25 protein-coding genes are annotated in these 25,415 nt (G+C 53.4%); 10 read left to right on the forward strand and 15 right to left on the reverse strand.

What is annotated here, in order from left to right; all coding sequences use genetic code 11:
- Nucleotides 1-9 precede the first annotated feature (9 nt).
- Genes MUG06_RS11365 through MUG06_RS11380 form a run of 4 tightly spaced genes read left to right on the forward strand, consistent with a single transcriptional unit; the run spans nt 10 to nt 3,606 of the window.
- Complete coding sequence (locus MUG06_RS11365) at nt 10-825, forward strand: ABC transporter substrate-binding protein (protein WP_243078658.1); 816 nt, start codon at nt 10-12, stop codon at nt 823-825.
- Nucleotides 826-879: 54 nt separating this feature from the next.
- Nucleotides 880-1,689: an amino acid ABC transporter permease gene (locus tag MUG06_RS11370; RefSeq protein ID WP_215847720.1), complete on the forward strand. Its 810-nt coding sequence runs from the start codon at nt 880-882 to the stop codon at nt 1,687-1,689.
- On the forward strand, nt 1,689-2,459 hold the full coding sequence (locus MUG06_RS11375; RefSeq protein ID WP_243078659.1) for an amino acid ABC transporter ATP-binding protein: 771 nt from the start codon (nt 1,689-1,691) through the stop codon (nt 2,457-2,459). Before MUG06_RS11370 ends, MUG06_RS11375 begins: the two co-directional genes overlap by 1 nt.
- A 34-nt stretch (nt 2,460-2,493) precedes the next feature.
- Nucleotides 2,494-3,606, forward strand: coding sequence for an FAD-binding oxidoreductase (locus MUG06_RS11380; protein ID WP_243078660.1), 1,113 nt, complete (start codon nt 2,494-2,496; stop codon nt 3,604-3,606).
- Nucleotides 3,607-3,640: 34 nt separating this feature from the next.
- Here MUG06_RS11380 and MUG06_RS11385 read toward each other — a convergent pair whose 3' ends face one another.
- The 3 genes from MUG06_RS11385 to MUG06_RS11395 all read right to left on the reverse strand — a co-directional run bounded on the left by MUG06_RS11385 (nt 3,641) and on the right by MUG06_RS11395 (nt 7,028).
- Nucleotides 3,641-4,147 (reverse strand): RcnB family protein, encoded by a 507-nt coding sequence (locus tag MUG06_RS11385; RefSeq protein ID WP_243078661.1) that lies wholly within the window; start codon nt 4,145-4,147, stop codon nt 3,641-3,643.
- Between the two features lie 120 nt (nt 4,148-4,267).
- A complete protein-coding gene (locus MUG06_RS11390) occupies nt 4,268-5,440 on the reverse strand; it encodes a serine hydrolase domain-containing protein (RefSeq protein WP_243078818.1) in 1,173 nt (390 codons plus the stop codon).
- 190 nt (nt 5,441-5,630) lie between these two features.
- Nucleotides 5,631-7,028: a PLP-dependent aminotransferase family protein gene (locus MUG06_RS11395; protein ID WP_243078662.1), complete on the reverse strand. Its 1,398-nt coding sequence runs from the start codon at nt 7,026-7,028 to the stop codon at nt 5,631-5,633.
- A gap of 119 nt (nt 7,029-7,147) precedes the next feature.
- Here MUG06_RS11395 and MUG06_RS11400 point away from each other — a divergent pair, with 119 nt between their 5' ends.
- The 3 genes from MUG06_RS11400 (at nt 7,148) to MUG06_RS11410 (ending at nt 9,073) form a co-directional block, all read left to right on the forward strand.
- On the forward strand, nt 7,148-7,756 hold the full coding sequence (locus MUG06_RS11400; protein ID WP_243078663.1) for an NAD(P)H-dependent oxidoreductase: 609 nt from the start codon (nt 7,148-7,150) through the stop codon (nt 7,754-7,756).
- Nucleotides 7,757-7,770: 14 nt separating this feature from the next.
- Nucleotides 7,771-8,250 carry a carboxymuconolactone decarboxylase family protein gene (locus tag MUG06_RS11405; RefSeq protein WP_215847725.1) on the forward strand — a complete coding sequence of 160 codons (480 nt, stop codon included), beginning with the start codon at nt 7,771-7,773 and terminating at the stop codon, nt 8,248-8,250.
- A gap of 154 nt (nt 8,251-8,404) precedes the next feature.
- A complete protein-coding gene (locus tag MUG06_RS11410; protein ID WP_215847726.1) occupies nt 8,405-9,073 on the forward strand; it encodes a YecA family protein in 669 nt (222 codons plus the stop codon).
- 125 nt (nt 9,074-9,198) lie between these two features.
- On the opposite strand, the gene MUG06_RS11415 is transcribed toward MUG06_RS11410, so the two are convergent.
- Nucleotides 9,199-10,896 (reverse strand): DUF4153 domain-containing protein, encoded by a 1,698-nt coding sequence (locus tag MUG06_RS11415; protein WP_243078664.1) that lies wholly within the window; start codon nt 10,894-10,896, stop codon nt 9,199-9,201.
- A gap of 244 nt (nt 10,897-11,140) precedes the next feature.
- Here MUG06_RS11415 and MUG06_RS11420 point away from each other — a divergent pair, with 244 nt between their 5' ends.
- The 3 genes from MUG06_RS11420 (at nt 11,141) to MUG06_RS11430 (ending at nt 14,369) form a co-directional block, all read left to right on the forward strand.
- Nucleotides 11,141-12,157: an HNH endonuclease gene (locus MUG06_RS11420; RefSeq protein WP_243078665.1), complete on the forward strand. Its 1,017-nt coding sequence runs from the start codon at nt 11,141-11,143 to the stop codon at nt 12,155-12,157.
- Complete coding sequence (locus MUG06_RS11425; protein WP_243078666.1) at nt 12,154-12,729, forward strand: class I SAM-dependent methyltransferase; 576 nt, start codon at nt 12,154-12,156, stop codon at nt 12,727-12,729. The genes MUG06_RS11420 and MUG06_RS11425 overlap by 4 nt, the downstream gene beginning before the upstream one ends.
- Nucleotides 12,730-13,292: 563 nt before the next feature.
- Nucleotides 13,293-14,369, forward strand: a complete 1,077-nt coding sequence (locus MUG06_RS11430) for a GGDEF domain-containing protein (protein ID WP_243078819.1) — start codon at nt 13,293-13,295, stop codon at nt 14,367-14,369.
- 3 nt (nt 14,370-14,372) lie between these two features.
- On the opposite strand, the gene MUG06_RS11435 is transcribed toward MUG06_RS11430, so the two are convergent.
- From MUG06_RS11435 to MUG06_RS11485, 11 genes are all read right to left on the reverse strand, one after another.
- On the reverse strand, nt 14,373-15,977 hold the full coding sequence (locus tag MUG06_RS11435; protein WP_243078820.1) for a mechanosensitive ion channel domain-containing protein: 1,605 nt from the start codon (nt 15,975-15,977) through the stop codon (nt 14,373-14,375).
- A gap of 80 nt (nt 15,978-16,057) precedes the next feature.
- Nucleotides 16,058-16,819, reverse strand: coding sequence for a hypothetical protein (locus tag MUG06_RS11440; RefSeq protein WP_243078667.1), 762 nt, complete (start codon nt 16,817-16,819; stop codon nt 16,058-16,060).
- A gap of 105 nt (nt 16,820-16,924) precedes the next feature.
- Nucleotides 16,925-17,209 (reverse strand): YicS family protein, encoded by a 285-nt coding sequence (locus MUG06_RS11445; RefSeq protein WP_243078668.1) that lies wholly within the window; start codon nt 17,207-17,209, stop codon nt 16,925-16,927.
- 47 nt (nt 17,210-17,256) lie between these two features.
- Nucleotides 17,257-18,270, reverse strand: coding sequence for an HAD family hydrolase (locus MUG06_RS11450; RefSeq protein WP_243078669.1), 1,014 nt, complete (start codon nt 18,268-18,270; stop codon nt 17,257-17,259).
- The gene (locus tag MUG06_RS11455; protein WP_243078670.1) at nt 18,270-19,286 is read right to left on the reverse strand and encodes an oxygen tolerance domain protein; all 1,017 of its coding nucleotides are present in this window, start codon (nt 19,284-19,286) and stop codon (nt 18,270-18,272) included. The genes MUG06_RS11450 and MUG06_RS11455 overlap by 1 nt, the downstream gene beginning before the upstream one ends.
- Nucleotides 19,283-20,809 (reverse strand): VWA domain-containing protein, encoded by a 1,527-nt coding sequence (locus MUG06_RS11460; protein WP_243078671.1) that lies wholly within the window; start codon nt 20,807-20,809, stop codon nt 19,283-19,285. Before MUG06_RS11460 ends, MUG06_RS11455 begins: the two co-directional genes overlap by 4 nt.
- Nucleotides 20,806-21,783, reverse strand: coding sequence for a VWA domain-containing protein (locus MUG06_RS11465; RefSeq protein WP_243078672.1), 978 nt, complete (start codon nt 21,781-21,783; stop codon nt 20,806-20,808). The genes MUG06_RS11460 and MUG06_RS11465 overlap by 4 nt, the downstream gene beginning before the upstream one ends.
- Nucleotides 21,776-22,213, reverse strand: a complete 438-nt coding sequence (locus MUG06_RS11470) for a DUF4381 family protein (RefSeq protein ID WP_243078673.1) — start codon at nt 22,211-22,213, stop codon at nt 21,776-21,778. Before MUG06_RS11470 ends, MUG06_RS11465 begins: the two co-directional genes overlap by 8 nt.
- Nucleotides 22,194-23,120 carry a DUF58 domain-containing protein gene (locus tag MUG06_RS11475; protein WP_243078674.1) on the reverse strand — a complete coding sequence of 309 codons (927 nt, stop codon included), beginning with the start codon at nt 23,118-23,120 and terminating at the stop codon, nt 22,194-22,196. Before MUG06_RS11475 ends, MUG06_RS11470 begins: the two co-directional genes overlap by 20 nt.
- Nucleotides 23,120-24,118 (reverse strand): MoxR family ATPase, encoded by a 999-nt coding sequence (locus tag MUG06_RS11480; RefSeq protein WP_243078675.1) that lies wholly within the window; start codon nt 24,116-24,118, stop codon nt 23,120-23,122. The genes MUG06_RS11475 and MUG06_RS11480 overlap by 1 nt, the downstream gene beginning before the upstream one ends.
- The gene (locus tag MUG06_RS11485; protein WP_243078676.1) at nt 24,118-25,410 is read right to left on the reverse strand and encodes an anaerobic sulfatase maturase; all 1,293 of its coding nucleotides are present in this window, start codon (nt 25,408-25,410) and stop codon (nt 24,118-24,120) included. Before MUG06_RS11485 ends, MUG06_RS11480 begins: the two co-directional genes overlap by 1 nt.
- Nucleotides 25,411-25,415: the final 5 nt, after the last annotated feature.

Raw genomic sequence — 25,415 nt, forward strand, 5'->3', positions numbered from 1 at the left:
GGATGAGCTATGAAATCGCAAATGACTCTGAGCAAACTGCTCTGCACCTCCATCGCCCTGTGTTCGCTTTCGTTCAGCACGCTGGCGGCGTCAACCGCCAATCCTTACGGCTTGATTGAACCCGGCCATCTGCGTGTTGCCAGCGTGGGGGATTCCAAGCCTTACACCTTCACCGACGCCAGCGGTCAGTTTACCGGCTTCGACGTCGAATTCTTCAAAAACGTGGCCCATCGCATGGGGATCGATAACGTCGATTTTATTGGTCAGGACTTCTCGGCAATCATGCCAGCCGTGGCTAACGGGCAATATGATGCGGCGGTAGCGGCTATCGGCATTACGCCGGCACGGGAAAAAACCGTGGATTTCTCGACCGGATATCTCGCCGGTTATCTTACGGTGCTTACCCGCAGCGACAGCGGCGTAAAGAACGTGGAGACGTTAGCTAAACGCCGTCTGGGTGTGATTCAAGGCACTTTGCAGGAAAACTACGCGGCACAGCATTTCACCCAAAGCGATCTGGTGCGTTTTCCCGATAACAACGCCGCAATCTCTGCGCTGAACAACGGCACGCTTGATGCCGTATTCCTCGATTACGAAGCGGCCAAAAGCTATGCCGAACGCTTCAAACTGGTTTCTGCCGCCGACATTCCCTCGTTTGATGCGCCCGCTGGCGTCGCCATCGCCAAAGGTAAACCTGAATTCAAAGCCGCGCTGGATAAGGCCATCAAAGCCGCGATGCAGGATGGCACCTGGAAACAGCTTTACCAGAAATGGTTCCCTGGCTCGCCAATGCCAAAACAATATCTACCCGACGGCCAGTCTTAACGCAGACGCTTAGCGTTTTGCGCCAACCTCATCCGTACTGACTGGAGAATGGCGATGGATCTTTTCACAATTCTTTCTCGCACCTTTTTCGATTTTCCTTCGATGATGGAGGTGCTGCCGCAACTGCTGGCGACGGGCCTGGTGAACACGTTGATCATCTCGCTTGCCGCTACGCTGCTCGGCACGCTGTTTGGCTTGCTGCTGGCGCTGATGGGCATTTCGCCCTCACGCTGGCTGCGTATACCCGCTCGTCTTTACACCGATCTGTTTCGCGGCCTGCCCTCCATTCTGACCATTCTGCTGATTGGTCAAGGCCTGGCGCGTTTCAGCTATCAGCTGTTTGGCCCTACGCCCTACCCGCTTGGCATTTTTGCGCTCAGCCTGATTGCCAGCGCTTATATGGGTGAAATTTTCCGTTCCGGTATTCAAAGCGTTGAGCGCGGCCAAATGGAAGCCTGTCGTGCACTTGGCATGAGTTATGGACGCGCGATGCGACTGGTCGTGATCCCACAAGGGATTCGCCGCGTGCTGCCCGCTATCGTGAACCAGTTCATTGCCATCATTAAAGATTCGTCACTGGTTTATCTGCTGGGTTTGATGACCAACCAGCGCGAGCTGTTCCGCGTGGGCCAGGATGCAGCAGTACTCACCGGCAACCTTTCACCGCTGATGCTGGCTGGCCTGTTTTATCTGGTGATTACCGTGCCGCTTACCCACATGGTGAACTATGTCGATGTGCGCTATCGCACCGGCCGCCGCCGTCTTAGCGCACCGCAAAGTGGGTTAAAAGAGGTGGACGAAGTGCAAAAGCTGCCCAATAACACACTGGCGACCAATCCATTAATCAGCGATCGGGGGCAATGATGAGCCAAACACGTCTCGCCGAGCAGCCTGCTCAGGCCAACTGGCATGGCGCCAGCCTGGAATTGCGTGACCTCACACTGGCTTACGGGCCGATCGACGTCCTGCGCGGTGTCTCGCTGAAGATCGCGCCTGGCACCACCACCTGCATTATTGGACCATCCGGCTCGGGTAAATCGACGCTGCTGCGTGGGATCAACCGGCTGCATGAACCCAAGTCGGGCGATGTATTTCTGGCGGATCGATCAGTGCTGCGTGACAAGCCCGACGCATTAAGGCTGCGCATCGGCATGGTTTTTCAGCACTTCAATCTGTTCCCGGATCACAGCGCGCTGGAAAACGTGGCGCTGGCACCGTGGAAAGTCAAAGGGCTGCCGAAAGCGCAGGCGTTTGCGATTGCCCGCCAGCGGCTGGAGGAAGTGGGATTAGGCCCGCGCGCCGATCAACACCCCCGCGATCTCTCTGGCGGACAACAGCAGCGTGTAGCGATTGCCCGCGCGTTAGCGATGGATCCTGAAGTCATGCTGTTTGATGAAGCGACCTCGGCGCTTGATCCCGAATTGGTGAAAGGCGTGCTGACATTGATGGCTGATTTATGTCGCCGCGGCATGACGATGGTGGTGGTCACACATGAGATGGGCTTTGCGCGCAAGGTTGCCGATCAGGTGGTGTTTATGGACGAAGGTGAGATTGTCGAAGCCGGTTCGCCCAGCGCTATTTTTGACGCGCCGCAATCGCCGCGTCTGCAACGTTTTCTTTCGGAAGTGCTGTAATCCTTCCCCACTTTTAAACGTAAGGAACTTAACAATGGCGGTAAAAAACGACATGCACGTCTTGGTGCTGGGTGGCGGTGTATTAGGGGTTTCTAGTGCGTTAGAACTGACAAAGCGCGGTGCGAAAGTCACCTTGTTAACAGAAGCTGCGTTGTGTTCTGGGGCTTCGGGACGTTCGCTGTCGTGGCTAAACTCCGCAGGTGAACGATCGAAGCCTTACCACGCCCTGCGTATGGCGGGTATTGATCGCTATCGTACGCTGTTTGCTGCCGATCCTACACGTGACTGGCTGCGTTTTGATGGCGGCCTTTGCTGGTCTGCCAACGATGTGGCGGGAACACAGGCGCGCCACGCTTACGAAAAAGCGCACGGCTACGATTCGCATTTGATTACGCCCGCTACCGTGGCGCAGGTCGATAAAGGTGTCGATCCGCAAGCGATGGCAGAAGAAGCGATTTTTAATCCCGGCGAAGGTTGGGTCAGCTTGCCGCATTTGATCGCGCATCTGTCTGGGCAGTTTCGTGCGCTGGGCGGTGAAATTATTGAGCACGCCGGCAAAGCCAGTGTCATTGTCGAACAAGGTCGCGCGAAAGGAATCCGCTATGATAAAGGCGAAATAGCGGCGGATGCCGTGCTGGTTGCCTGCGGTCCCTGGACGCCAGATGTGGTCGCGCCGCTGGGTGTCACCCTTCCCAACGGATCGCCGGTTTCCATGTTGGTGATTACAGAGGCAAGCGATCAACCGCTAAAAACAGTGCTGAATACCCCGCGCGCGGCGGTGCGGCCCAATCCCGGCAAGCGTTACGCGCTGGATCATGACTGGTATGAAAACGACATCAAACTGCAAGCGGATGGCACTTATCAGATCGAAGAAAGCGTAGTGGCACAACTGGCGCAGGAAGCCAGCAAGCTGCTGCGCGCTGGCACACCACTGAAAGCGGAAAGCTGGAAGCTGGGATTAAAACCGATCCCAGGCGATGGCGATCCCGTGTTGGGTGAGCTGGAGAAAGTGCCGGGCTGTTTTGTGGCGTTTACCCATTCGGGCGCAACGTTGGCATTGATCGTCGGAGAACTACTGGCGGATGAGATTGTTACCGGAGAGAAGCATCCTATGCTGGCCGCTTTCCGCGCCGAGCGCTTTGGCTAACAAAAGAGCCGGTCATCTCGACCGGCTCTTTTATTTATCCACGGAAGAAAATATCGCCTGATTTACCCATAACAATTTTACCGGTGTCATTGGTAATCAAAATGTAGTTGGCGTTGATGTAAGCCCAATGGGTATTTTCTTGTGGCGCAGGCAGATTACGTTTTTGCCATTCAGTGATGGTGTACGTTTTTTCGGTGTACTGCTGCGGCACGGTATCGCCCACTTTGTACTCTTTGTAATCGATAATGATGGTGGTGAGATCGTAGTTTGGCGTGCCGGTTGGCGCATTCGCATCAGGCTGCGCTGGCGTAGTCGGCGTAATGCCATCATTAGATTGTGAAGACGGTGCTTGTGGCTGTGGTGTTGTGGCATCTGGCTGCGCGGCATTAGCATCTGGCTGCGCGTTGGGATCGGCCTGCTGAATTTGCGGCGGCGGCGGCACGGTGTCAGTGCCTTCATTGGCGGCTTGAGCAGCGGTAACAAGGCTCAATGAGCCAAACAGTAATCCTACTGAAAGAAAAGCGATGTGAGTCCTGCGCATAATGATTTCCACGTTGAATTAGTATGAGTAACAGTAGACCAAGAGATAGACATTCTGTACAGCAACTCAGTTCCCTGCACTTTTCAGCTAAGTGTAAGGAAACGCGACGCTATTCTCCGGCTAGCGCTGATTAACTCGCGCTTTAGCGGCCAAATCCACCAGCAAGGCAATGCCCAGATAATTGCTCCAGTTAAACGCATTCTGTAATACCACAATGGCATTCCCGTTACGTTTATCGTAGCCAATAAAACTGGAATAACCGCCAATATAACCCACCTGATAAGTAATTTTTTGGCCGTCCAGCTCATCGGTTACCCAGGCGATATTTTGTGCCTGAGTACCATACTGATACCAAGGGTGATTTACCGCCTCGAAAGCCTGATTTAAGGCGGGATTATCCGTTGCCGCTAAATGCGCCTGCAAATAAGTAATCAGATCGCGTGCGTTGCTATAAAGGCTGGCCGCCGCCACCATGTTACCTTTGAAATGCCAATCCGGCGTCAGCGTACCGCGGGCAATAAATTTGGGCTGATCGCCTGCGTGGCCCAGCGCACGCCAGGGATAAGCAGCAAGTTGTTCTGGCTTGAAGCTGCTTTGGCTCATCTGTAGCGGGGTGAATATCAGGTTTGATGCCAGCGTCTGAATATCCTGGTGAAAACGGTGCTGTAGGATGTAGCCAAGCAGCGCATAACCGAGATTGGAGTAGTGCGGCACCTGCACTGCGGGTGCGGAGAAATCCGCCAGATATTCCAGCAATGCATCGCTATCAAGGCTGCCATAGAAGTTTTCACCGTTCCCTAGATAGCGCATAAACTGGCGCAGCATCGGCAAATCCATATCCTGACGCGGTAAGCCAGACGTGTGTGTTACCAGCTGCAACAACGTAATGCGCTGTGCATCTGCGCTTAGCTTCACATTATCTGGCAACAACGCTTTTAGCGTGTCATTCCAATGTAGCTGGCCCTGATTCACCAGTTGGATAATGACTTCTGCCGTCACGCCTTTACTTAGCGATCCCAGCGCAAACAGCGTATCAGGGGTGATCGGATAACGGTGCAGATCATCCGTAACGCCAAAAGAATAAAATTGCGCCGGCCCGCCGCGATGGATAATCGCAATGCTGATGCCAGAAACCTGTTTCTCCTGCATGTAATGACGCACGATGTCATCAACGTTTTCATGAAAGGTGTCATGCATGAGATAAACCCGATCGCCTACCGGTGCAGAGGTTTGCGACAGCGTGCCGCAGGCAGAAAGCAGGAACGAGCAAAATACCACCGCTAAAAACCGCAGTAACAGGTCGCCCCACAGCGTATTCTGCGCAGTGAGATAGCGGGCAAAAAAGTGCGTCAAACTGTCCATCCTGGTGAAAGCAAAAATGCCCGTTTATCGTTTTTTGGTGAAGAGGTTAGGCGGTCAATAAAACATCGAATGCGGCGCAAGATACCATAAAGCGCAACAGCGCTGTAGCGCGGTTTTGGCGTTAGTTTGCCTGCTGCAGCAAGGCCAACGTTGGCTGCTGCACCCGCTGCAACAAAGTCATCGCCTGCTGTTCTGAACGAATATTGGTGTAACCAATGATCAGGCCATAGCGTTTCTGCGTCTGCGTGTACCATGCCGACAAAGAAAACACCTGCAACTGCTGCGCCTGCCAGAGTTCTGCTAGCGCGACATCCTGCGTGCCGCGCCGCAAAAACGCGACAATGTGCATGCCACCATCACTCAGTTCATAGCTGAACGTCTCAGGAAACAGCCGGTTAAGCGCGTCCAGCATCAGGCGGCGGCGCTGCTGATAAAGCGTTCGCATCTTTTTAATGTGCTTGTAAAAGTGTCCCTCGCTGAGAAATTGCGCCAGGATCTTTTGCGGTAGCAGTGACAAGCCCGTTTCTGTGATTTCGCCCAACTCTTTAAAGCGAGAAACGGTCTCTTTTGGCATCACGATATAGCCGATCCGTAGCGCGGGCATCACCGTTTTACTGAAGGTGCCGATGTAGATCACCCGATCGTCATGATCGAGGCTTTTCAGCGCCGGGATCACCTTTTTGGTGTAGTGAAATTCGCCGTCGTAATCATCCTCAATGATCCATGATTGATTCTCTTGCGCCCATGCCAGCAACTGATGTTTACGTGGCAATGAGAGCGTGACTGCCAGCGGGCTATGATGCGTTGGCGTGGTAATCAGGAAACGCGCATCCGCATGATACCGCAGCAGATAATCAACGTTGATCCCCTGACGATCAACCGGCGCATAATGCAGGTTAGGCGCAATACGCTTCAATAATTTCTGACCAAAAAAATAGCCGGGATCTTCAAATATCACCTTATCGCTCGGCTGCGCCAGCACCTGCAGAATCAGCCGTAAATTGGCGCGATAACCGCTGGTGATAAACACCTGCTCTGGCTGACAATCGAGACCACGTGAGATGTTTAGATAACCGGCGATGGCTTCGCGCAGCGGTGCGTAACCGGTTACTGGCTGGTTCGTCATCTCTTCCGGGCGCAGGCTGCGCGCCACTTTGCCGGAAATCAGTAACCATTTTTTCAGCGGAAACTCATCCAGCGAGGGAATACCCAGCCGCATTTCCCCAGGATTATCACGCAATCCGGTTAGCTGGTTTAGGCTGCTGTCTGCTAACGGCGCGGGTTCTTCGGCTGGCTCTCGTCGCGAGATCACCAGATCGGGATTTACGCGCGTGCCTTTCGCGCCCTGACTGACCAAATAACCTTCACCGATCAACACGGCGTAGGCCGCTTCAACGGTTTTCCTCGCCACCTTTAACTCTTCAGCCAGCACCCGAATGGCGGGCACTTTGTCGCCCGGCTTCAGCGCGCCCGCCATAATCTGTTGGCGATAGCGCGCGTAGATCTCTTTATAGCCCACGCCTATGTCCTACCTGTTTTCATCAGTTTTGACCCTTTTACCTCAGTCATATCTCGCTAAGATGCCTGCATTCGTTGCGCCATTACCAGCACAACCGTACATCTTGAAGAGGAAAAGTAATGAAACTGCTGCATATCAAAGTCAGTCCTGATCTCGCAGGTTCCGCCTCGCGTACCGCTTCATCTTATTTGGTAGACAAACTCAAGCTGCGCCATCCCGCCTTGGTTGAAACCGTGATTGATCTTTCCCGCGATCCGTTACCGCACCTTGATGCATTCACAATCGGCGCATTCTTTACCCCCGCTGACAGCCGGACCGCAGAACAGTGCGAGGCAATCGCGACGTCGGAGCATCTGGTTGATCAACTGCTGGAAACGGATCTGCTGGTGATCGCATCACCGATGTGGAACCTCGGGTTGCCATCGGTCCTTAAAGCCTGGTTTGACCATATCACCCGCGCTGGGCGCACCTTCGCCTTCACGGCCGAAGGCAGCAAGATTGGCTTGGTGAATAACAAACAGGTTTATTGCGTGGTTGCCAGCGGCAGCGTTTTTGCCCAAGGACCTTTCATACAGGACGATCAGTTCACGCCCTATATTCGCACCGCACTGGCTTATATCGGCATTGACGATGTGAAGTTTATTCGAGTCGACGGCACACACGATCCTGTGAGCCGTCAAACCGCCTTACCTCATGCATTGCAATGCATTGATCATCTGTTTAATTAACTGAGGGCACCATCATGACATCACGTGTAAATCACTTTAAAACGATTCCTGGCTTGGTTAAATCGCTTAGCGACGTCACCCTGGCTTCACATAAAAGCGCCATCGACAGCATGATGAAGCATCTGATTGATATCCGTGCTTCACAGTTAAATGGCTGCACCTTTTGTGTCGATATGCACATCAAACAAGCCAAACTGGACGGCGAACGCGAACTGCGTATTTATCATGTTGCCGTATGGCGTGAATCGCCGTTATTTAGTGCGAAAGAGAAAGCCGCCTTGGCATTAACTGAAGCGCTAACGCGTATTAATGCGCATGGGGTTTCGGATGAACTTTATCACGCCGTGAGCGAGCACTTTTCAGAGGTCGAAATCTCAGAATTAGCGATGGCTATTTCCGTCATCAACAGCTGGAACCGCCTGATGGTGCTTTCACAGATGGAGCCTGGCGCGCTGGATAAAGCGTATGGCCTGGATCGCGCTGATTTAAATTAATCGTTTTATACCCGGTATACTTTAAGCTTGGGTGCAGAGGCGACGCGCCTTGCTGCACCCTTAAGTATGGCGGGTATATACCTGACGTTGAGTGGATAGGCGTGTACACTGCTGCGGTTTTTTCTGATTAATGAAATGCCCGGGAGGCAACCGTATGAAAGAAGGCCCACTGTCCGAGAAAGAGCTGGAATGGCTTGAAGAGATGCTGGAAAAACACGGCAGTGAAGCGTCGATACTGGATGTCTCTGAATTGGACGGCCTGTTGACTGCCGTGCTTTCGGGCCCGACAACGGTTGAACCCAGCGAGTGGCTGGTCGCCATGTGGGGCGGCCAAAAGCATATTCCGAAATGGACCAACGAGCGCGAGATGACGCGCTTTATGGAACTCTGCTTTCAGCACATGAACGACATTGCCGATCGCCTTTCCGAGTTCCCGGAGCAGTTTGAACCGGTATTTGGCATCCGCGAGATGGAAGGTCTGGAATTCACCGTCGTGGAAGAGTGGTGCTTTGGCTACATGCGCGGCGTGGCGCTGACTGACTGGTCTGCCCTGCCACAGGAGCTGCAGCCAGCACTGGATGCCATCGCTCTGCATGGATCTGAAGAGAACCTTGAGAAAATTGATGCGCTGTCGCCAGACGAAATGGAAGCCAGCATTGATGCCATCCGCCCTGCTGCACTGGCGCTGCATGATCACTGGATTTCACAGCCAGAAGCGATTCCAATGGTGCAAAAGCCGATCGTGGCAGATAAGTTGCCAGGCAGGAATGATCCCTGCCCATGCGGCAGCGGGAAAAAGTTTAAGCAGTGTTGTTTGCACTGATTGGATTTGAGAAAGGCTGCCGATGGCAGCCTTTTTATTGGGTTACTCGTCTTATCCTTAAAGCCAATTAAATGCGTGAGCCGGCGGTTATTGTTGGCTTGTCATTATGGAATCGTAGTGGTCTCTTACTTCAGCGCTTCATGCTGATATTGATACTCCACCGGATAGCGTTGACCATCGATCTCTAAGTCCCGCCACGGTTTTTCTACGCTATTGAGCTTGCCCTGCTTTACTGCCTGTTCAAATACCGTATTACTGACCGCCGCTGCAATTACCCCTACTTCGTCCCAACGATCTTGATAATGCGCATACACCACAATCTGATGCTTTTCGCGATTAAAAAGCAGCACTTCAGGTTGCCCGTCGCCATTCAGATCCATCGCCCACACGGTGCAATCTGCCTTGCTAAGCAAGCAGGCGCTAACACGATAATTGTTATTATGGTGTTCCGTTTGCCACCAATCTTCGGGTGGCGAAGCGCTATCTGCCCGCTGTTTGATCCGCTCACGCAGCATTTTACTGCCTGCTTCGGATGCTGCTTTGCTGTGCATATTGCCTTGCCATGCGTACAGCAATCTCGGCTCGGTTAACCATTCTGGATGTTGCTGCAACAGTTTCAGCGCCTGCTGCCCACGTCGCCCGGCGCTGCTGAACATAGAGAGATCATCCTCATCAGCTTTCTGCACCCCTTGTTCGAGTCGCGAAAGCTGGTTATTGATGCTGATACGATAAGGATCGATAACCGGGCTGTGCAGCAACAGCCAGCACAGCGCCGACAGCGCTAACATTGTGGCGGTGAGTTGATCAACGCTGATGCTTTTTTGCCAGGCTTTGCGGCGCAATCCTGTGCAAGCGAAAGTCCAGAGCAGCGCCAACGCCACCATGACTGCTGCCGTTACGCGATCCACCGTCCAGCCATATTGCGCCACACGCAACCCTAAGGTGTAACAGGCTAATCCAGCAAAAACCGGCGCCAGCCATTGCGCCAGCACCACGATTTTGTGCAACCACAGCGGAGAATTTAACGTCTCGTCATCACCAGAACAGACCATTGCCGTCATGATCATCATCGCCACCGCCATGCTGGTAAGCAGCACGGTAGATGAGACTTGCTCAGGAATGATCGCCAGTCCAGTTAAAGGCAGCGACGCCAGGAACAGCAGTGAAACCAGCGCGTGCATCACCAGCATGGCGCGCATCAGCAGAGTGATTAAGCGGCGAAACATCTGGCTGATAATGATTTGCTGACGAGAGAGCACAATCCCGGCAGCGATCACCGCGCCTGTTGCAATTGGCGGGAAAAAGTCATTTTTAAAGAACAGCCATTCAAATATTTTAATGCCGATCAGATTAAACAAGCCGCTCCAGAACACCAGCAGCAGCCACAATACGCCGGTGGCTAATGCGGTGACCAGCAGCGCAAAGCTGTTGCCCCACAGCGCCGCAACGATCGCAGCCGCAGGACGCGGCCCTTTTTTAGTCGTCCAGACTTGCAGTAACGGCATCAGCAAATAAAGCCAGAGCACCGCCACCGAGATAATTCGAATATTGCCGATCGTCTCATTATTCCAGCGCAACCAGCCAGTCATCAAAGCCAAAAATGGCAACACGGCTAACGCTGCCAACCAACTCACCCGCGATCGTATTTGAATAGCCGTGCAGGCAACGACGCTGGAAAAACCAAGCGCGAATACTTTCAGATAGATTTGTGTGGAGTCAGAGAAGATGGTTGTTTCAGCGACGGCCCATAACAAGCCTGCCAGCACGCCAAGCAGAATAATCCCCCAGCGGGTTTGAGATGAGATTGCAGTGGTGCAGTTCATAACAGAGTCCTTTGTTGTGAAGAGCGAGATAATAACTTTTTGGGAACTATCGCCGCTTGGCTTTTGTTAAAAAGGCGACATCCCTTTGAAAATGCCTCCTTCACTTTATTTGCCACCCTAAATAGCTCACCGCTTTATGCAGGCTTACCCAAGGTGAATTTTCGCAAACATTATGCAAAGCTGTTACGTGTTGCAGTAATTTGGAAGCCGACTCGCAAATCGGCTACGCCACAGGACACGAAACATGCATTTTTATCAGGCCGATCCTTCGCTGGAAAACTACTGGCGCGGCGTTATTCTGTTTGGCAACAACGTTGCTTCGTATAAGTTTGCCCTCGCCCACGCACTTTATGATCTGCACTCGCAGGAAAAAGAACGTATTACGATGGATGAACTGGCGCCCCCGTTTAGCCAGCATTTATGTCGCCATCTCGAACACGCGCCAAAACAAATAACCGTTAGAAGCAGCCAGTTTATTGATGCGTGCAGCCGATTTAATCGCGGTGAAATGAGTGAAGATGACCTGCTCAATGTGACGGTTAAGCGTGGATTTGCCAATGTGATTGATGCCTTTCATAACGTCAACCGTGCTGAAATCGATGTGCGATTCTTCGTCGATGAACGCAAAAGCCATAAAGGAATTCGCCTGACGGATGCATTTTTCAAACTGACTGAAACCCAACAATTCCAAAACCTGATTCATGAAACCGATGCTCGCTGGCGCTTAGTGGAACGTGCATGGGAAATGGGCGTGTCGAGCCATTTGCTGGCGGTAGAATATGACGATACTCAGCAGATATTGTTCACCCGTAAAAACGATCGCCGCGTCGATATCACCAGCTGCCGTAACAGCCTGAATGGCTATCAGAAAGGTCGCTGCTTTTATTGCTTCCGTCCGGTGAGTCTGGCTAGCGGTGACATCGATTTAACCGATGTCGATCATTTCATTCCTTGGTCAGCACGTGATTACGTGGCAAATATTAATGGTGTGTGGAATCTGGTATTGGCCTGCCAAAACTGTAATCGCGGCAAAGAGGGGAAATTTGCACATGTGCCCTCCCAGCTGTTGTTAGAACGATTACATAAGCGTAACGAGTACTTTATTAACAGCCATTTACCGCTGCGTGAAACGCTTATCAAGCAAACCGGTAAAAGCGACATTGCACGCCGCAGCTTTCTCAATACCGCCTGGCAATCTGCTCGCAATAATAAGCTGTTCCATATCTGGCATCCTCAAGCTTGTGGAGATGAACTTTTTTGACCACGCAAGATTTCTATCAGCGCAATGCGCAGCAATTTTTTGATGATACCGTTGCGGTTGAGATGTCTTCGGTTCGTGATCGCTTCACGGCATTGCTGCCTGCCGGGGCGCGAGTTCTGGATGCAGGTTGCGGATCAGGGCGCGACGCAAAAGCATTTTTTGAGTGCGGTTTTGAGGTTGAAGCTTTTGATGCCTCGGCTGAATTAGTGGCGCTAGCGAGTGCTTATAGCGGATTGGCGATCCGGCAGATGCGATTTCAGGATCTGCATGCTGAAGCACGTTACGATGGAATTTGGTGCTGTGCTTCCTTGTTGCATGTGCCTTTGACTGAGCTGCCATCGGTGATGAGAAAAGTAGCAACGGCCCTGAAACCAGGCGGCGTACTTTATGTGTCGTTTAAATATGGCATGGGCGAGCGGGAAAAGCAGGGACGTCAGTTTACGGATATGAATGAGGCTGGGCTAATCAAGTTAGCGCCTGAATTGCAGGTTATCGACGCGTGGACCAGTGAGGACCAGCGACCTGATCGCGTTGAGACGTGGTTGAATGGCTTGCTGAAATCTAAGCTTTGACGTGATTCGGAGGAGCAAAATTCCCGTAAAGACGTTTTGAACAAGCAGTTCAGCAAATGCCTAAGCTGAATTCCAGATACAAAAAAAACACTGATTTAAAAGAAAAAATAGTGTCACAAACTCACGCCCTCCCCCTTATATGCCCCCGCAAATTTTTTGTCAAAATCTTCATAGCTATCCACTTCCTGAGTTCTTTTTATGCACGTTTCAAAGAGACAATAGGCTGATGACGACGATTTTTTCTACTCGCAGAAGCCCATACACTCATTTTCATTTAAAGAAGGTTTTATGACATATCCTTCACACTGCTCACTTAAAACATTTTTGCATTAAAAACAAAAAGTTAATTAAATTCAATCGATATAGAGTGGAATTTAGTGTTCATCAGGGGTTTGCAATTTTTTGGCTTTCATAATCTGGTTCAACATTTCTGCCTTGAAAGTTGCCCCTCTATTACACTGAAGAGTAATTATTCATTTGAGAGGCCATCAGGGATGGATCAGAGTTCTGGCGGTCGACATCGTGCTTTTGATACGGCCATAGTATGGCAAGACCGTAATGATATGGTCAGGCAGGCGCTATTCGTAAGTATTCCCTGGTTCACGTTTGTGAACGTCAGCTTTGCTCTAATAATTTTTTTTCGCAATGTCCTCATCAGCGGTTTTGACCGTTCAATCAGCGACCAGGCAGAAATACTTCCTCTCATTAATGGCATTGCGGTTGGCATCATTGCTTTCTCCTTTTTACTGGCATTTTTTATCTATCGTCTTCCAGCCAGATTTACACCAGTAAGTATGGGTTTGTTGCTGATTCTCAGTTTGATGTGGAGCTACTGCAGCTATCATTTTATCGTCTGGTGGCACCTGCCATTTGCCTGGCCCCTCAGTGTAATCCTTATGCTCACCGCGCTGGCTGCGCTTTATTATCACCCACCTGCTCTTATGCTATTCCTGACCCCGTTATGGTTGACCGCTTTGCTGGCAAGTATGCAACTGAATCAGGGCATCAGCGTGCGATTCTTACTGGTCTGGCTCATCCTCACAACCATTCTCATTTATGGCCGCTATATCCTACAGCGCTGGTTTGATGAAGCCTGGCGTCGTTATCAGGAGAACCGGATGCTTATTGCAATGCTTGATGTTATGGCGCATCAGGATGCACTCACCGGGACAGCAAACCGGCGGTCAATGGAAAACTATCTGGATGACGCTATCCGCCAAGCTTTACCGTTTGCACTGATCATGCTCGATGTGGACTATTTCAAACGCTACAACGACCATTATGGCCATCAGGCCGGGGATGATTGTCTGGCAAAGGTAGCCGGCGTTTTGAAATCGTCGGTTCGCACGCCGGCAGATCTGGTAGCACGCTACGGAGGGGAAGAGTTTGTGGTCGTGCTGCCAACTGCCTCTCTGGACGAAGCTGCTCTGGTTGCGGAGCGTATCCAGGCGAGTCTGCACGCAACAGCGCTGCCGCATCTCGCATCAGAAGTCAGCAATAGAGTCACCGTCAGCATGGGCATTGCTCTTTCAGGCAGCAGCAGTGAGAGTGCTGCCGGAATTATTAACCGAGCTGATAACGCGCTCTACCGGGCAAAGCAGCAGGGTCGTAACCAGTGGGCAAAGCAAAACCCTGCTTAATCCCTATCGCGAACGGTCAGAAGCATCCTGGTTCGCAGGAGGCGTAAACCATTTTGATTTTGTCACGATCACCGGCTGCTCAGGCTGACTGATGAAGTTAGGAGACATGATCTGCACGCCGAATTCGTTGAACACATCCTGTATATGGCCGTGGAGAATACTTCTTACCCCAGCCAGTGATTCTCCCGCCTGAAGCCGGACCTGGAGTTCATACGCCACATACCAGTCCTGCAGCGCCAACTGGCGCACCAGTGGAGAAATGCTGCGATTAATCCCCGGTGTGCGACTGGCGGCAAGCTCCAGCATCGCTTCAACCTGCCGCCAGGGCGTGTCATAACCAATGGTGACGCTGGTCGTCATGTTAACGCCGTCGCCTTTCAACGTTGCGCTCAGGTTCACAATTCTGCCGCTGACGACAACCGCGTTGGGAACCGTAACCTCGTAGTTCTCGCGGGTCAGAATTTTAGTTGCCAGCATGCCCACCTCGCTGACGACACCCTCATGATCGGCAATCCTGATAACTTCGCCTTTTCGCAGTGCGCGAGAATAGGTCAGCACCAACCCGCTCATAGCATGGTTCATCACGCCTGCCGATCCCAACGTCAGCATCAGCCCGAAGAAAACGCTTATCCCTTTGAAGGCGAGCGAGTTAGCCCCGGGTAAAAACGGATAAGCCGCCGACAAGGCGAATAACCAGATGACTACGCTGATCAGTTTACGGGTGACGCCAACGGTATCTGGATGCAGGCCCGACAGGTGTAACTGCCCGGTCTCGACTCGCCTGAGCACCAGTCTGAGCAATCGCGTCACCAGCGCCGTTATGAGGAAGATGACGACAACAATCAGCATGCCTGGCAGAGCGGAAAGTATGGCCATGCCCAGGCGTTGCAACAGCCCTAGCGCATAACCTCCCAGCTCCATGCCCCAAATTCGCGTCCAGGGAAACAGCCGCAACACCCAGCTGACCCAGATGTAAAATGACACGAGGAAAGCCGAGATAAGAACAATGGCATACAGCCTTACCTCAATGGGACCGAGAAAGGCGCGCAGTGCGCCAGGAATGATACTTTTCCGCTGAGCACGCCTTACGGCATATATCCGCTTCAGCCAGGCGTAGGAGCGCAGGGCAAACAGGATGAAAGCGAGCAGTAACAGAGCACCCAAAAAGCTTTTACCCGCTGAGAGCAGCAGGTAACGCGATGAATACTGCTCAGACAATGATTGTCGAAGTGTGTCCAGACGGAGTCTGACGCGTTCCGCCGCCTGCGCAAGCGTCAGATCATCCCCTTCATCCAGGTCATTCTCAGCGAGCAACATAAAAGGTTTGCCGTTGATAGAAAAAAGCACGACTGGCTGTCGGTAGCGCGTCACATTGTGCATCTCTACCGACTGAGCGAGATCATTATCATTGAGCGAGCGCAATATCGTCACGATTCGCTGGATCCGCTCCTCTGGCGTGGTAAGACCAAATTTTGCCTGCAGCATCACTACTGGCTGATTAAGCAGATATAACGTACGCGCTTTTTCCTGCGCCGAGGGAGCCTGACGCGGCTCCGCGCCAAGCGCATCTTGTAACGTGAAGAACAACAGACAACCGCATATACACATCACCGCTTTAATCATTTTGCCTCCAGAAGCCGTACTTTGCCTGGCGGTAAATCCATCCGTAAGGCAGCCTTCAATGCGTATTATTGAAATTGCCAGGTATACGAAATCAGAAAGCGTGTATCGGGATCGTCCAGATAGGTGTTGTTGTCCATAACGAACGTCAGAAGGTTTACTGAACTGTGCTCATCAAACCGATAACCTGCACCAAGCCCGCCAAAATAACCCTGGTAATTCTCCCCCTTCTCATTTTTTGATCCATAAGAGCCTGCCGCAAAGCCGATCATCGTAATGTCAGGCGTCAGCGGTCGGAGGGTAAAGGCACCAAGATACCCACTGCTGCCGGAGGTGGTGATCGTGCTGAATCCATACTCAGAAGGAATACCATCGGCGAACTGAGGCGCTTTACAGTCAGCTGCATTTCCGGTGCTGCAACCGGTTATCTCACCGGTGTTGTAGGTGTATCCGGCCATTGGGAATATCTGGAAACCGGCAGGTGCGAAGCCGAAATAGCTGAGTGGGACAAAGGTTCCAATGGAATAGTTAGTCTGCGTTGCACCATTGGTATATTCGTTTTTGCCAAAATTAAAGTTAACGATGCCTACCGGAAACAGCCATGAGCCGCCCACACGCCACTCGCTGGCATCACTGTTAACACGTGCGTTCAGTTTTTTTGCCGGGTCCAGCGCGACCGAGCCTGAGAAAGAGAGATTGCTGTCGTCCATGTCATAGGTGTCCGACCACGAGACACCTACTTTGGTCGTCACCTTGGTCGGATCATCATCAAGCTTGTCGCGATTGTCGTTAACTTCTGCGCCAAGCGCCGCCTGGCTTGAAATTAACATCCAGAAAGACCCACTCCATGCATTCCTTACATGACGCAACATAGTTACCCTCCGGCTAGCGTGCATTTATTCGCGTGACAGCATTTTAACCCTGGGCTCTGCTGGTTACTCCGGGCATTTGACCTGGCTCAGGAAGGTCTGATAACGCTTTTGATTATTTTCGGTCAGCGCTTTTACGGCTGACAGCACGGCAGAATTATCATGGGTGCTGTCCAGAAAGCGTCTCTGCAATTGTTCATCGGTTACCGTCGACGGTATCTGGCACTTGTGGCGCAGGTCATCGGTGATTTTTTGCTGCCTCAGCGCAAAGGCCAGGTTTTCATAGGCGGAGTTAGCCAGTGCGGGCGTTTGTGACAACAGCATCAATACGATCGGTATCAAGTATTTCATTCTTATCTCCCGGCCCGTTTCGGCCCTCTTAAACCCGAATAAATCATTTATTCACTGCTTTGATCCGCGGCGCATTGCGAAGGGTCAAACACCGTTTTCCAATCTTTCTTCATATCGACAATGACCCAACCCTTTTGGGGCGCCAGTCTTAGCCCGCTGATAAGCTTTCCACTGGCGGGCGGATGCGCGTCGTAAGCATACTCACGCGCAGCATCGGTGTGATGAACCAGTAAACCAAAGGTTTTGTAGGTCGGATTGGCGGAGGCGTACTGGAGCATCGGCACATCGCCGTCGCTGTTACCGAACGCACCGACCGGACGCCGCCCCATAAAGAGATGGATGGCGACCGGCTTCATCGCTTCATCATCATAAAAGGCGCCGTTCATGGTTTTACGCAGCTGCGTACCGTTATCTGTCAGAGAGAACTCACTCAGCGAAAAGGAGCCGACAACCTGTTCGGGCGGGATGCCATACATTTTTTCGGCGAGTACGCGCATAAAATCGATGCCTCCTCCAGACACAATCCAGGTTTTGAAACCGTTATCCCGCAGATAATCCAGCAGCTGGCGCATCGGCTGATAGCCCAGCTGGTCATAACGGCAGCCGAAACGCGCATGTCGATGATTATCGACCCAGTTGCTAACGCGTTGGCTAAATTCTTCCGTCGTCATGCCGCTATGCGTGAGAGCCATCAACTGCATCAACCCCTTTTTGCCCGACTGCATCACCACTTTCATATCGTTGTTTATTACCGCCTGCACTAAGGCATCGTTATTCCATTCCGGGTGTTGTGGGGCGAGGCGTTTGATTTCATCAATCACGAACTGCAACTGAAACGTCAGCGGCGCTTCCGGCCACAATGTGCCGTCATTATCAAACACCACATAACGCTGACTGACAGGAATGAAGTCTTTGCTATTCGATGAGGTGGTTTCCTTCACCCACGTTTCAATAGCCTGTTTTGCATGACCGCTATTCCAGGCACTGAGCGGATCGTCTGCCGCAAACGCCGAACCAAGATGAGCCGTAATCAGCAATGCCAGCAGGGGTTTTAATTTCATCATTTTTTCCTTTTGGTCGGAATGAGGTCAGGTAGCGGGACAATCCGCCAGTATTCACGCGTGCGCTGAACCAGCCGTTGCAGGCTCTGGCTAAGGAGGCGTCGGAAAAAGAAGCCCAGCAGCAGCAGCGCCAGCACGATCATCGATCCCACCAGCAACGACTTCCAGTTGGTCGGGGCGCGGGCTTTCAACGCCTGTTCGCTGCCAGCCGGACGCGCAGCGGCGATGGCGTAATGCGCACCGGGTAATTCAGCCAGTTGCCACTGATGCTGGCGTGTATCCCACCAACGTAAACGCAACGGTGAGATCACCAGTTCGCCGGACTGAGAGGGCAGATAACGCAGCCGTTCTTCACGCTGTGCGCCGACGATCTCATCTCGCCCTTGCGTCAGGTTGCTGTTTACCGGCGGCAAGCGTTGCGCACCGGAACCGGGAATGGCATACAGCAGTTGCGGGATTTGCACGGCAATCACATCGGTCGCGCGCACTATTACAACGCGCTCAATGACGTCACCGACATGTAACTGCTTATCCTCTGAGGCGCGGTAAAGTCGCCATTGCTGCGAGAGTTCAAGCCTGCTGGCTGGCAAGAAACGGTCTGGCTGACGCACATCGGCGGGCCAGCTGACCGACTTCTGCAGCACCGGCAGCGACACCGTTTTCGGCGGCTGATTCGCGGAACGTATCACTACGTCTGTAGCAGGAAAACGCAGCTCGCCCTGATCCCACGCCATCACCTGACGTTCCATGCGGATGCCGCTCCAGCTGATACCGCCGCGATTACGTGTTACCAGTTGGTTGGGCAGCGGCGTGTTAAGCAAGTTACCGTTTTCAATGACCATTTCCGGCCATTGCGGCGGCGGATTAAACCAGCTGTCCGTCCAGAAGGTCACAGCAATCGTTACTGGCTGGCCCGGCACCAGTTGATCAGGAGCAACCAGTTCACGCGTCATGGCCATTTCAGCCCGTACCGGCAGGCTTAGCAGCAACAGCAGACAAACGATAAGTCGCTTCATGGTGCCTCCGCCGGTGTGGAGCGGTAGAGATTTTCCAGCAAACCGCCGGGCGAAAGGGTGAGATTGCTGTACCACTGTTCAGCCGAGGGCGCAGCGCCCGCGATGGGCTTCATATCCAGCTGGTTCACGCCCTGATCGGGTTTGAGATCGTGTTTAATGGCGTCAGGATCTTCATCTTTCTGCTCATGCTGATCGGCCTGGCGGTCGCGTTCTTTTTGCCGCAGCTGCATGATGATATGCGCAATTTTCGCCCGGTTTTGCTGAGCCATTGCCCATTCGGGTCGTAAACTCAGCGCCTGATCGTAGCTGTTCAGCGCCTGCTGCCAGGATTTCTGTTGTGCGTAGCAGTTGCCTATCCACAACAGGCTTTCAGGGGTGGCAGGAACCTGACGAAAAGCCCCCAGCGCCGAGACGTAATCCTGCGCGTAATAGAAGGCAATCCCCCGCCGCAACGGATCCTGAAAGCGTTGGGCGGCTGCTGCATAGTTACCGTGATTAAAGGCAAATTGTCCCTGCACGTCGGGGCGTATCCAGGCGTCCAGAAGTGCCGCTGAACTGGCGGGAGACCAGATCAGTAAGGGCAACATCACGACAGCCAGGCAGAGCAGCTGCTGTCGCCAGAGCAGTAATAGCATCAGCATTGGGACGACCAACAGATAGCCGCTGTTCTTCCACTGCAAATCTTGCCGGCTGTTCTGCTGCGCCGTCACGCTTTGCTGAATATGTCCGCTGACCGCGCGTAGGTCATCATCTTCGGCAGAGACCAGCGTCACCGGAATGCCGCCATCACGGATTTGCTCAAAGCGCGCGACATTGAGACGCGTATCGATGCCCTGCGACGCCTGCGCTTCCGGCAGTCTGCCGCCGTTTGCCGTGCCTACTACCCAAATCTGGAGAGGCAGATTTTGCTGCCGCAGCCACTCAACGTCCTGCTGCCCTACGTTATCAGCGACCAGTATCAGCGCGCGTGGAGCTTCAGGTGTTGCGGGCAGATTTTTAAGCGCAAGGGCGACCGCCTGACGCAGCCCTGAACCCTCACCCTGCGGCACCAGTGTCGGCTGTTGAGCCGTCAGGAACAGGTTATAAAAATCGGCATCATTGGTCAGCGGCGTGGTAAGCCAGGCATCAGCGCTGTAAACCACTAAACCAAAGTGGCTACCGGGCATTTGCGTCATCAGTGCGGTGATTTTCTGCTGCATGCGCTGATGGCGGTCAGGCGGCACATCCTGCGCCAGCATGCTGAGATCCTGCTGCATGATCACCATCACGTTGTTTTCGGGCGTGAATGCGGCGGGCAAGTCTCGTTGCCAGCTCGGACCGGCTAAAGCCAATACACCCAGGCAAAAGAGCCACGGCAGCACCTGTCGCGCCCGTACACGCTGACCTTTAATCAACGCGGCCGCAAAAGGCTTTTCCATGACACGATGCCAGGCACTTCCTGAATGCTGAGCCAAAAAATAGAGCAGCGGACAGAGCAGCAAACCCAGTAATCGCCAGGGATAGAGGAAATGGAAATCACTCATGCACGTCGCCTCATCATTGTGCTGCTGATGGCAAACAGCAGTAACACGAGTAGCGCAAGGGCTAACGGCCAGACGAACAGCGGACGATGCCAGGATAAGCCCACTGTTTTAACCTGTTCCGGCGTTTGCGCATCAATTTGCTGCCAGACCTGCGCGAGTGCGTCGCGGTTGGTAGCGGCGCGCCAGGCGTTACCGCCGGTTATATGGGCAATGTTATCCAGCAGCGCCGTATCGACTTTATCCTCGCCGCTGCTGTTTACATCGCCAAAGGCGATGGTGTGCACCATAACGTGATGCGCGGCTGCGAGCTGCGCGGCGAGCGTGGGTTGCAGTTGAGAGGCGGTGTCATTGCCATCTGTCAGCAGAATCGCCATTTTTGACGCGTCGGCTTCGAGGCTGTGATCTAGCAGTTTCACCGCCACGCCCAGCGCATCCCCCACCGCAGTTTGCTGACCAATCATGCCCGGTGCCAGCTGGCTGATGCGCGCTTGAAGCGCCTGTTTGTCCTCACTGATCGGCGCAAATGGCCACGCCTGGCTGGCAAAAATCACCAGACCGATGCGATCATTTTTGCGCTGGCTGATAAAAGTGCGCACCGTTTGCTGCACCGCCTGTAAGCGCGTCTGACCATTCTGCCCGTCGTTTTTCTCCATTGAACCGGAAACATCCAAAATCAGCACGATGTTGCGCATGGGTTTTATCACCGTTTTCGGCGGCATCAGGTATTCAGGCCGGGCCAGCGCAGCAATCATTAAAATCCATACTGTCCAGAACAGCAGCCGATGACGCCAACTGGCTTGTGGTGCTGGCGCCGAGAGTTGCAGGGCTTCAGCCAGTTCAGGTAAAAAAGGCACCCTCACCTGTTCACTCGTCGGCTGCTTTGCAGGGATCAGATAATGAGTAATCAGCGGTAAAAACAGCAGCACGCCCACCCATGGCCAGACAAAGTCGATCCGTGATAAAAACTCAGACATGAGGCAGCGTCTCCAGCCAGTGGCGTAACTGCTGTGAGATACGCTGATTGATAGCGCTTTCGAGTTGATTATCTGGCTGACAGTAGCGACGACACATCAGCGCGCGCAGTTCTTCATCCAGCGGGGTCTGCGCCAGAAGTTGTTCCGGCGATTGCCACTGGCTGACCTGGGCGCGAGAGTGTTGCACCAGAAGCACCCGCTTAACCCATGTTATCCAGCCATCTACCTGCTGTTGAGCAAGGTGTTTTCGCGCTTCGCGCCGCCAGCGATTACGACGAAAGCGTGCGAGCCATATCAGCAGGGCAATGAACATCGCCAGTAACAGCATCACGCCGAGCACCGCCCAGCCTGCCGGTAACGGGAACCATGAGGCGGCGGCTGGCAGAGCAGGATGCGCCAGTTCCGGTGTGCTAAACCCTTTTGCCAGCATGCGCATCCTCCTGCTGTAGCTGCGGCAGAACTGCATTACCGGTCACGATAGTTTTCACCGTGATCCCCATTCGCTGTAACCGCCGTTGCTGCTGCGACAGACGCTCGGTTACGCTTTGCTGAATGCGATCGCTGAGGTGAGAAGTGAGATTGAGCGCGGTGCTTACGTCATGGTAATACGCCGCAAGTTGACCGTGCGGCGGCAGGCGGCGATGAAGATCATCAAGCGTGACATAGGCGGTAATTTCGCAGCGGCGACGCAGGTGAGCCAACACCGCATCGCAGCGTGTATCCAGATCGTGAAAATCACTGATGATCCCCAGCCAGCTACCGGAGGGCAGCAGGCGGACAATACGTTGCAACGCGTCTGACAGGGAGACGTTTTGTCGATGGTTTTGCGCATAATGCGCGGGAAGCTGAGCATTCATACGCTGAACGTCAGTAAGAATGGGCATCAGGTTGCGTTTCGGCGCACGGCAGGGATGCAGCGCCAGTTCATCATCACCCAATATCGCGCAGCCCAGTCGATCACCGTCATGCCAGCTTCGCCATGCCAGCAATCCGGCAATGTTTCCAGCGGCGACCGATTTCATCTGCAGGCGGGTACCGAAGTACATGTCCAGACGCTGATCCACAAGGATGAATACGGGTCGTTCGCGCTCCTCATTGTAGAGGCGGATCCACGGTGAGCGGAGGCGCGCTGTGGCCTTCCAGTCAATCAGCCTGACATCATCACCCGGCTGATAGCGGCGTAAGCTATCGAAGTTCAGGCCACGTCCCTGCTGGCGGGACACGCGCTCACCGGTTAATGCGCCGGGTGGGATTTGCCCCGGAGGATTATCCAGTCGCTGTGCGTCACCTGCCAGCGCCATCAGGTCAGCCAGTTCAAGCGTCAACGGCTGCGACATTACGCCACCACTGCGCTAAGAAGCATGGCAATCGCCTGATCGGGCGTGCAGTTGTCAGCGTTTGCCTGATAGCTCAGCAGCAGACGATGGCGCAGCACGGCCGGCGCGATGCGTTGAATATCTTCTGGCAATACCGCATCACGGCCATCCAACCACGCGCAGGCGCGACCACAGCGATCCAGGGCAAGCGTGCCGCGCGGGCTGATGCCGAGGCTGATATAACCCGCAAAGGCTTCGCTGACCTGATCGGGATGACGCGTCATTTCCACCAGATTGACGATATACTGCTCTACGGTTGGCGCCACATAAACCGTGGCGATTTCACGCCAGCATTCGGCGATATCCTGTTGGCTTATCAGCAACGGGTCGGTTTCCGGTACAGGGTTTTCATGCTGAGCAGCCTGATATTTTGCCTGCTGCTCAGCGCGCACCAGCTGCATTACCCGCTGTTCATTCTCTTTTGACGGATAATCGACAATCACCTTCATCAGAAAACGGTCAAGCTGGGCTTCAGGTAAGGGCCAGGTACCTTCCTGATCAACCGGGTTTTGTGTCGCCAGCACCATGAATACCCCCGGCAGCGGCCAGGTTTTGCCTGCGACGGTCACGTGACGCTCTTCCATGGCCTCCAGCAGCGCCGACTGCACGCGAGCTGAGGCACGGTTGATCTCATCGGCGAGGATGATATTGCCGAACACCGGGCCGGGGCGGAAACGAAACTGATCTTCTTCCCGTGTGGCATTTTGCTGATAGATTTCGCTGCCGGTAATGTCTGAGGGCAGCAGGTCAGGCGTGAACTGAATACGACGGAATTCGCCTTCGATATGGCGAGCCAGCTCGCGCACCGCACGCGTTTTTGCCAAGCCCGGCAAGCCTTCCAGTAGCACATGACCGTCACACAATAAGGCCACGATCAGCATTCGCACCAGCTCCTGCTGTCCAATCACCTGCTTGTTCATACTGGCTTCCAGCGCCAGCAGCTTTTCACGATTATTCATTATGCAGGTTCCACCGTCTGAGGTTTCAGCAGTGTCGCAATGCCAACCAGAATCGGCTGCGCATAGTTAAAAAAGGCTTTGATACCGGGACAGAGATAATTCATTCCCAGCTCGCCTTCTTCGCTCCTGACGATGCGGTTTTTCGGGCATTCGCCATAACAGAGTTTCAGGTAAGGGCAGCGTTTGCAGGCAGCAGGTAGCGTATCCCGCTTACCTAAACCAAAGGCTTTTTGTCGCTCGGAAAAGGCCATGTGCGCCAACTTGGTGCTCTGCACATTGCCTAATTTGTATTCGGGATAGACGTAGTGATCGCAGGAAAAAATGTCGCCATTTTTCTCAATCGCCAGACCTTTGCCGCAAAACTCTGAGGTGATGCAAATCTGCGCGGGCATACCCATGGTTTGCGCCACAGCGGTTTCAAACAGATTGACCTGCACCCGACCTAAATCGTTGTTCACCCACTCCTCGAACACAGCAATCAGAAAGCGTCCCCAGTCATCGGGATCCACTGACCAGTCGGTGACAATGGAGTCAAGGTCGCCGGGGCGCGCGCGACGTGAACCGATGACCGGAATGGTGTCGTCGTGCCAGAACTGCGGTGCGGTTTGCTTGAAATCGACCGGCTCAACGCAGGGATTAAACTGGATGTAAGTAGCACCCAGTTCGCGCGTCAGAAAGCGGTAGACCTCCAGCGGGAAGCGCGCATTGGTGCGGTTGACGGTGACTAAGGCGTTGAAGGGAACATGATGGCGCTTTAACGCGGCAACGCCCGCCATCACTTTTTCAAAGGTGGGTTTGCCGCTGCGCGTCACGCGGTAGCGATCGTGCAATTCAGCCGGCCCATCAATGGAAATGCCGACCAGGAAATTGTGCTGACGTAGAAAGCGCGCCCAGCTGTCATTAATCAGAATGCCGTTGGTCTGCAGATCGTTTTCAATGCGCTGACCCGGTTTTTGATATTTCTTTTGCAGCACCACGATTTTTTCGAAGTACTCCAGCCCCATTAACGTGGGTTCGCCGCCTTGCCACGAGAACACCACCTGTTCGCCATCCTGGCTGTCGATGTACTGCCGGATGAAGGTTTCCAGCACCTCATCGCTCATGCCGCTGTGTCTGTCCTGTTCCAGAAGCTGTTCTTTGTGCAGATAAAAACAGTAGTTGCAGTCGATGTTGCAACGCGATCCAGTAGGTTTCGCCATCACATGAAAACGACGCGTGTAAGCAGGCCCTTTCCCACTGAACTTTTCCGCCGTAGGAAGGGGTTTAACCGGCAGGGTTGTACTGTATTTCATGAACG

The sequence above is a fragment of the Pantoea sp. MQR6 genome (genome assembly GCF_022761075.1).
In the GTDB taxonomy this organism is placed as follows: Bacteria; Pseudomonadota; Gammaproteobacteria; order Enterobacterales; family Enterobacteriaceae; genus Pantoea; species Pantoea phytostimulans.

What these genes read in the sequence shown, in the direction of transcription:
- MUG06_RS11430 (WP_243078819.1), top strand. Translation starts at nt 13,293, where the DNA reads ATGGTCAGGCAGGCGCTATTCGTAAGTATTCCCTGGTTCACGTTTGTG.
- MUG06_RS11460 (WP_243078671.1), bottom strand. Translation starts at nt 20,809, where the DNA reads ATGAGTGATTTCCATTTCCTCTATCCCTGGCGATTACTGGGTTTGCTG.
- MUG06_RS11440 (WP_243078667.1), bottom strand. Translation starts at nt 16,819, where the DNA reads ATGTTAATTTCAAGCCAGGCGGCGCTTGGCGCAGAAGTTAACGACAAT.
- MUG06_RS11415 (WP_243078664.1), bottom strand. Translation starts at nt 10,896, where the DNA reads ATGAACTGCACCACTGCAATCTCATCTCAAACCCGCTGGGGGATTATT.
- MUG06_RS11400 (WP_243078663.1), top strand. Translation starts at nt 7,148, where the DNA reads ATGAAACTGCTGCATATCAAAGTCAGTCCTGATCTCGCAGGTTCCGCC.
- MUG06_RS11445 (WP_243078668.1), bottom strand. Translation starts at nt 17,209, where the DNA reads ATGAAATACTTGATACCGATCGTATTGATGCTGTTGTCACAAACGCCC.
- MUG06_RS11370 (WP_215847720.1), top strand. Translation starts at nt 880, where the DNA reads ATGGATCTTTTCACAATTCTTTCTCGCACCTTTTTCGATTTTCCTTCG.
- MUG06_RS11365 (WP_243078658.1), top strand. Translation starts at nt 10, where the DNA reads ATGAAATCGCAAATGACTCTGAGCAAACTGCTCTGCACCTCCATCGCC.
- MUG06_RS11450 (WP_243078669.1), bottom strand. Translation starts at nt 18,270, where the DNA reads ATGAAATTAAAACCCCTGCTGGCATTGCTGATTACGGCTCATCTTGGT.
- MUG06_RS11475 (WP_243078674.1), bottom strand. Translation starts at nt 23,120, where the DNA reads ATGTCGCAGCCGTTGACGCTTGAACTGGCTGACCTGATGGCGCTGGCA.
- MUG06_RS11435 (WP_243078820.1), bottom strand. Translation starts at nt 15,977, where the DNA reads ATGTGTATATGCGGTTGTCTGTTGTTCTTCACGTTACAAGATGCGCTT.
- MUG06_RS11380 (WP_243078660.1), top strand. Translation starts at nt 2,494, where the DNA reads ATGGCGGTAAAAAACGACATGCACGTCTTGGTGCTGGGTGGCGGTGTA.
- MUG06_RS11485 (WP_243078676.1), bottom strand. Translation starts at nt 25,410, where the DNA reads ATGAAATACAGTACAACCCTGCCGGTTAAACCCCTTCCTACGGCGGAA.
- MUG06_RS11465 (WP_243078672.1), bottom strand. Translation starts at nt 21,783, where the DNA reads ATGTCTGAGTTTTTATCACGGATCGACTTTGTCTGGCCATGGGTGGGC.
- MUG06_RS11375 (WP_243078659.1), top strand. Translation starts at nt 1,689, where the DNA reads ATGAGCCAAACACGTCTCGCCGAGCAGCCTGCTCAGGCCAACTGGCAT.
- MUG06_RS11455 (WP_243078670.1), bottom strand. Translation starts at nt 19,286, where the DNA reads ATGAAGCGACTTATCGTTTGTCTGCTGTTGCTGCTAAGCCTGCCGGTA.
- MUG06_RS11470 (WP_243078673.1), bottom strand. Translation starts at nt 22,213, where the DNA reads ATGCTGGCAAAAGGGTTTAGCACACCGGAACTGGCGCATCCTGCTCTG.
- MUG06_RS11405 (WP_215847725.1), top strand. Translation starts at nt 7,771, where the DNA reads ATGACATCACGTGTAAATCACTTTAAAACGATTCCTGGCTTGGTTAAA.
- MUG06_RS11410 (WP_215847726.1), top strand. Translation starts at nt 8,405, where the DNA reads ATGAAAGAAGGCCCACTGTCCGAGAAAGAGCTGGAATGGCTTGAAGAG.
- MUG06_RS11480 (WP_243078675.1), bottom strand. Translation starts at nt 24,118, where the DNA reads ATGAATAATCGTGAAAAGCTGCTGGCGCTGGAAGCCAGTATGAACAAG.
- MUG06_RS11420 (WP_243078665.1), top strand. Translation starts at nt 11,141, where the DNA reads ATGCATTTTTATCAGGCCGATCCTTCGCTGGAAAACTACTGGCGCGGC.
- MUG06_RS11385 (WP_243078661.1), bottom strand. Translation starts at nt 4,147, where the DNA reads ATGCGCAGGACTCACATCGCTTTTCTTTCAGTAGGATTACTGTTTGGC.